Source organism: Lachnoanaerobaculum sp. MSX33 (assembly GCF_000512995.1).
In the GTDB taxonomy this organism is placed as follows: Bacteria; Bacillota; Clostridia; order Lachnospirales; family Lachnospiraceae; genus Lachnoanaerobaculum.
The window spans coordinates 1-7,022 of the sequence record NZ_AZXX01000074.1 but is presented as its reverse complement, the minus strand read 5'-3'; the positions used below and the strand labels follow the sequence as shown (position 1 = coordinate 7,022).

Annotated in this window: 3 protein-coding genes and 1 pseudogene; all 4 read left to right on the top strand. The window is 41.3% G+C overall.

The annotated features are described in order from the left end of the window. Positions 1 to 1,458, top strand: a pseudogene (locus HMPREF1495_RS14220) (N-acetylmuramoyl-L-alanine amidase family protein); the annotation flags it as partial. 302 nt (positions 1,459 to 1,760) lie between these two features. Beyond that, the gene (locus HMPREF1495_RS14215) at positions 1,761 to 2,015 is read left to right on the top strand and encodes a hypothetical protein (protein ID WP_305809609.1); all 255 of its coding nucleotides are present in this window, start codon (positions 1,761 to 1,763) and stop codon (positions 2,013 to 2,015) included. Further along, positions 2,012 to 2,656 carry a hypothetical protein gene (locus tag HMPREF1495_RS14210; RefSeq protein WP_305809608.1) on the top strand — a complete coding sequence of 215 codons (645 nt, stop codon included), beginning with the start codon at positions 2,012 to 2,014 and terminating at the stop codon, positions 2,654 to 2,656. The genes HMPREF1495_RS14215 and HMPREF1495_RS14210 overlap by 4 nt, the downstream gene beginning before the upstream one ends. Positions 2,657 to 2,673: 17 nt before the next feature. Next, on the top strand, positions 2,674 to 7,022 hold a 4,349-nt coding region (locus HMPREF1495_RS08340; protein ID WP_034213737.1), incomplete at its 3' end, for an InlB B-repeat-containing protein.

Here is a 7,022-nt window from a genome sequence, read left to right as displayed (position 1 = left end):
GGTACAACACCGGGTAATGTATATGTAATAAGTGATCCTAACGGAAATATCGTAGCAGTGGTACCGGGAGATTCAACAGGAAACAGAACAGTAGTTCCAAACCTTATACCGGGAGCACACTACAATGTACAGGAAGGAAGCCCTGATACAGTAGCAACTGTAGGTCAGCCGATTTCTTCTATAACAGGTACATCGGTATCAACACCACAGGATGTATATGTTCCGACAGTAGATAATAACTACAACATAGGATATGATCCTGAAAATGACGGTATGGCACAGATCGTTATCAATCCGGCAGATCCTGACGCAGACTATGCGCTTATAGATGAGAACGGAAATGTAGTGCAGTATCCGGGAAGTGACAACGGATGGATGACTCCTGTAGGAAACAATCCTTCAACAGTTACTTTCAACAACTTAAATCCAAATGAGACCTACACGGTAGTGGCAAGAAAGAAGGGCGACAGCTCAATTCCTAATCCGCTTACAAAGCTACCTGACGGAAATCAGATAATAGCAAATCCTGGAGACATGGCGGACGCACCTAAGTATGTAGTAGAGACAAAGGGTGGAAGCGTAGTAACTGTAGGAACAACAAGTGTAGGAAATGACACATACGATCAGGCAAAAGCAGGAGAAGGAGTGGTAATCCATGCAGATCCTGTAGATGCAAACGGCAAGAACTTCCTTTACTGGCAGGTACTTGCAGGAAGAGCGGTAGGAGTCAGCGGAAATATAACACAGGCTGATTACTCATTTACTCTTTCAAATTCAAATATTGTACTTAAGGCTGTATACGAACCTACCAAGGTAGCGGGAGATGATGCGGACCTTACAGAGACAATAAGAGGCGGTAGTGTAGGAGAGTTCGGACTTACACCTGGTCAGATACCGGGACTTGCACATGATCTTACAACACCGCTTGACAGAACACTTAACAGTGTGAACGGTGCAACAGTAGAATACAAGGTAGTCTTTAACAAAAGAGATGCAAAACCGAATGAGAAAACAGCTGTAAAGCCTGTTTCAGTATCGGGAGTTGATCATCCGGATGCACATACAACAGCATACGGGCTTGATATCAAGCTTGAAAGATATGTAAACGGAAGACTTGTAAATAACGGAATACTTGCAACAGCATCAAATGCAACAGTAGATGTTATAGCACAGCTTCCTGCAGAAGACGTAGATCAGCTTGACTACCAGTTATTTGATGTGACACCTGACAGCTTAGGTAATATCAATCCTGTAGATATAACAATTACAACAGATGTAGCAAACAATGCGGGACTTCTTAAGTTCACAGGTAACTTGCAGCATTCATATGTACTTGTTTATTCAAAGACATTTAAGGTAACATTTGTAGATAATAAGCCTGTACTTGATCATTTACACTTAAATGATACAAGCAGAAACTTCTATAAGAAGTTTAAGGTAAGAAAAAAGAGAATGTAGAGGATGCTTACTACTCAAGTGATTATGCGGTAGTTACGGCATATGCACAAAATAACGTAGCAAACGGACTTGTAACACCGTTTGAAGATATCTATGGTGTACAGTATGACTATGTTAACTGGTCAAAGAAGGAAGATAAGCTTTCAGTATATGACACAACAAGTCCTGTAACAAAGAGAACAATTGTTTATGCATACTATTCCGACAACAGAAAAGAAGTTGCAAAGGCAAGAGTAGATCTTGGTGGTACTATAGAAGAGGCAAAGATTCTCACAGGAGACCCATACCTTAAGGTAGCAGAGGTGGCAGAGCTTAATGAGGCTATAGCACATGCAGTTGAGACACTTAGACAGGCAAGAGATCTTGTATCTCCTGACGGAACTACATATCTCAGACAGGCAAACTGGGCAGAGCTTCAGCAGGCAATAGATGCACTTAGAAGACTTATTGACAAGTATTCAAAGATAGCAGCCGACAGAGCCGGAGACAGAAACAGAAGAACCGGCGGTGCCAGCGGTGGCGGTAACTCTTCATCAGGTAGAGGAAGTAACTTTTGACACCTGGAGAGAAGTCACAACAAAACACAGCTATCAATGAAAACAGTAATGTAAGAGCATTCGTACTTGGTGTAGACGGTGCTTGGGAGAAAAATCCTGTAACAGGCGGATGGTCATTCGTACTTAACGGAGGAACACCACTTAATGATATGTGGGGAATGATCACATTCAACGACAATACAGGTAAGAGGGTATCACGTTGGTATTACTTTGACGGACGCTCAACAATGGCAACAGGTTGGGTATATGACTCAAAGAACGGCAACTGGTATTATATGAACACAACACCGGGACCTGAGCTTGGCCAGATGGTATTAGGTTGGGTGAAGGATGAAAAGACAAATAAGTGGTATTACATGAATGATAATACAGGTATCCTTAAGACAGGATGGCATTTGGATAAGCATGACGGAAGATGGTACTACCTGAATTCAAACGGAGAAATGCTTGTCGGATGGCAAAAGATTGACGGAAAGTGGTATTACTTTAATACCAATACTCCACAAAATACTTATACATGGGATGCCAATGCTTTCAAGTGGAACTACTTAAACAATAGTGCAAGACCATTTGGATCTATGTATGCGGGAGAGAAGACTCCGGACGGATATAATGTAGATGCAAACGGTGCTTGGTACTAAGTGACGTAGGAGAAAAAATGAAAAGAAAGACAATAAAAGCAAAATTGACTGCCGCATTGTCTGCGAGTATGGCTCTTGCCATGCTCGCACCGGCAATGCCGGCATATGCAGCTGCTCCGGGAGCAGGAGAAATACAGTTTAATTTTACCGGAAAGAATGAATCGGTAGATCGTTTTGCAAGTGATTTAACATTAAGCGGAACAGCAGGAGCTGTTATTCCAACAGCACCGGCACCTGCAGGACTTCAGGTAAACACCGGAACAGGTGCTATTGCACTGCCATATATGAATGACAGCGGAGCTTTTGATGCAACCAAAACATTCCAGGCAACCGGTGATGCATCGGCACTTAACTGGGATCAGAGAGGGTTAACCGGATATTTGATTACAGCATGGTATCCAAGACAGAATAACGGTATAGCAAGTCCTTATATGAATCAGGTACCTGCAATATATCCATATGGAGGTCAGACATACTATGCAGAGCTTGGACCTGATAATACAAAGACTTATTATTATAAGGTCAATCATGTAAAATCAAGTGCTGCAAGCGGATACTATATACCGGGACTTGATGATGCAAGTGCAATTCCTGCATTTAAGAATGTACCTGATAGAAATGTGCCTGTAATGTCAGGTATATCAGTGGCACCTCTTACAATTCCGGGATATAAAGTAGTAAATGTAAGTACTACAGATGACGGTGATGGCGGTAAGACAGTTGTTTTACAGGATAACTTTGATGTATCAAAAACACATATAGCATATGATACGGACTCAAAGTATGTTACAGGAACATCTATAAATAAAGGTGTAGAGATAACATATAAGTATGTTGTTGACCCTACTCAGACAAACGGTATTACAGTACAGGACTCTGTGTTTAAGAACTCAGCAGCAGTAGCTACATATCATGCAGGATTACCTACCGGAACAGTACAAACAGATGCTAACTCACCATTATATACTGTGCCTCGTACAGTTACGGAAGTTGCAGCAATTGAGGCAGGAAAAAAGATCGAGGATATAACAAATATTCCGGCTACAATATACGGAACAAGCCAGAATGTACCGCTTCAGGGTAATTTAAACCTTATCTTACCAAAGAAGTTTCAAGATCCTGCAACAGGAACAACAAACTATACTCCTGCAAGATATATCCTTGATGCTACAAACCCAATAACGGTAACATATGGTAACGGAAAACCGAATGCGGACGGATATTTCACATCACCGGCAGTAGGTGGAGGAACACCAAGTGTTATAAGAAACTTGATTCCGGCAAAGGATGATGCGGCAAATAATCTTAGAAAGATTACTACCGAAGCAAATATGGTAGGAGATGCCGGACATGATGTAGATGCAAGAAAAGTAGTGGGAACAATGCTTAATCAGCCTGTTACAATTACTTTTAACTACATACCGAACCCTGCATACTTTGTAACTTTAAAGGTAAAGTATGAGGATGATCAGGGAAATAACATAACACAGAAGGTGCTTGATAAGTTGGCTGATGCAGGAAATGCAGTGCCGGATGCACCGGGAACAGAAGTAACAGGAACATTCTATAAAGAAGCAAACGGAACAGATCCTGTACAGATGATTTATGCAAAGGCAAACAATACAGGTTCAGCATACAACATGACAATACAGGCACCTGAGCTTACAAGTTACTTGGCACATCCAAGTATAGAGGTAGATGATGCGGCAAGCTGGTCATCATCATATACAACTCCTATATCAAGCTTATATGCCACATGGAGTGCTGCAAGTCCTAAGTATGTGGTATCAACAAACGGACCTGCAGACAACTTTGTACTTACAGTAAAGTATACTCAAGATCCTAATGCCGTTACAGAGTTATCGGCAGCATCTTTGGAAGGTGGAGATCTTTATGTAACAAGTGGCGGAAGCAGCATTACATATGACAACTATCTTACAAACGGAGGAACATTCCCAAGATTGATAAGAAAGAATATCAATCCTGCTACACTTAAGTATGATCTTGATATAAAGAGAAGCGACTTACCTACACCTGTTCCTAATGCAGGATATTTATTTGATAAATGGACATATAAGGGTCAGGAAGTAAGCTTTGATTCAAACGGTGAGGCAACTTTAACACAGATAACACCGGGAACCACAAATATAATCTCTCTTATAGCCAACTTTAAGAAAGATCAAAATGCATGGTATAAGTTTACTCTACATGAGGGAGACAGCCATATAGGACTGTTAAACGGAAGTGTAGCGGAGATACCTAGAAAAGATGCTTCAGGAGTAGATAGAGTTAATATTCCATGGAGTGAGATTCAGGATTATACAGATGAGGCTCATAACGGTATAAGTGTTGCAGCCGGATATACACCGAAGTGGTATGAGGGTACAGTAGATCCTTCAACAGGAAGATTGAACCTTACACCGATAGATACCGCAACTGTAGATCTTTCAACACTTGCAGGAAAAGATTTATATGTTTATGGAGAGAGCACAACACCGGTAGCAGCATATGTACCAAATATTACAGGAAGCTTAAATCCTACAACAGGAGAGCCTACAATAACTATAGATCCTGCAACACCTGCACAGATGGATTCAAGACTTACATATGTTATAACAGATCCTTCAGGAAATGTTGTAGCAACAATGTCAGGCGTGGATGTAATGAGAGAGGGCGGTTTAGTTACAGATCCTGCAATACAGGCAGGAAATACTTACCATGTAAGTACAGTTCCTACAACAGATGCCGGAGGTATAGTAGTAGGAGCACCGATACCTTCAAGTATAACAACTGTAGCAGGACCTTCAGCACCGGCTACAATACCTGTAGCTGTTACACCTACAGTATCACAGGATCCTTCAAATGCAGGGCAGGCGATGATAACAATAAATCCTACATCACCAAATACCGACTATGCATTGGTAGATCCGTCAGGAAATGTAGTGTACCCGTTTACAACACCAAGTGCACCGGGAGCACCTATAACATTTAATAACTTAAATCCGAATACAATATACAGAGTTGTACCACGAACAACAGGAACAAATGTGACACCTGCAGCACGTATAGCAGACGGAGCATCATTACCTGTTGATACATCAAACATCGGATTGGCTGTAAACAGATTTAATATAACAGCTATTGCAAACGATGCACCGGCAATAAGTAACTTCAAGATAAACGGAGTTGCATCAACAGATCCTGCAGTTTTACAGGGACTTTTAAAAGATACACAGGTAGAGATAGAGGCAAGCGGTCTTGACAATAACAGCCAATTATTTGATCATTGGAATATCGTTAGCGGCGGACCTCTGCCAAATATGAATGCGGCAACAAATCAGCGTTTGACATTTGATATGCCAAACAACCCTGTAACAATACAGGCGGTATATTCAACACCGGGACAGACATGGGCTCCTGTACAGTATAATAACGGAGTAAGTCCAAGCAGAAATGTGGGAATTATACAGCCGGTTATTACAGACTCAGGAAACTTCCGTATAGTAATAGATAAGACACCTGTAGGAAGTACTTTGAGAACTCAGATGGCTGATGCTATAGGGGATGACTCATATAGAGGAGAATTCCAGGTAAGTGCAAGAGTACAAAAGGAAAATCCTTTAACAAGTACATGGGAAGATTATGCTTTACCAAGTGGAACAAAGTTATCAGGAGTAGTTGAGACAGGTGTATTGATGCAGGATAGAGAGTATAAGTTCTATTCAGCAACGCCTTCAAATGCAACAGCAACAGCTCCTACCTTTAATGAGGAACATGGAGATTATGAGAATGCAGGAAGTGCATACACAGGAGAGTTCAACTTTGAATTTGAGAGCGGAATGAACTATGTATTCGGATATGTTTTACCTGCAAGCACATTTAAGGTAAAAGTAATAGACGGAAGAGATAATCACCTTGTAACAAGACTTACAATAGCAAGTAATAAGGTAGTAAACGATTATGCGTCACTCTATGCAAGCGCAATACAGTCAGACTATGTAGACAATGACGGTATTACATGGCATTACGAGGGATTAAGTAAGGACAGAGGAATGTATGATCCTTATGATCCGACTCTTCGTGTAACAGCGGATGAGACAATCTATGTTTACTATTCAAATGATAAGGCTGAGCGTAGAAAAGCTGAGGCTGATTTAAAGGCGGCTATCAAGAATGCAAACAATCAGTTAAACAGAATCAATGATCCTGTAAAGAGAGCAGCACTTCAGGCGGCTATCAATGCGGCACAGGCTGTAATTGACAGAATGAACAGAAAGTCATCTACACCTGAGCTTATAGCAGCACTTAAGGCACTTAATGATGCAGTGGTTGATGCAGGCGGAAGAGTACCAAACGGTGGCGGCGG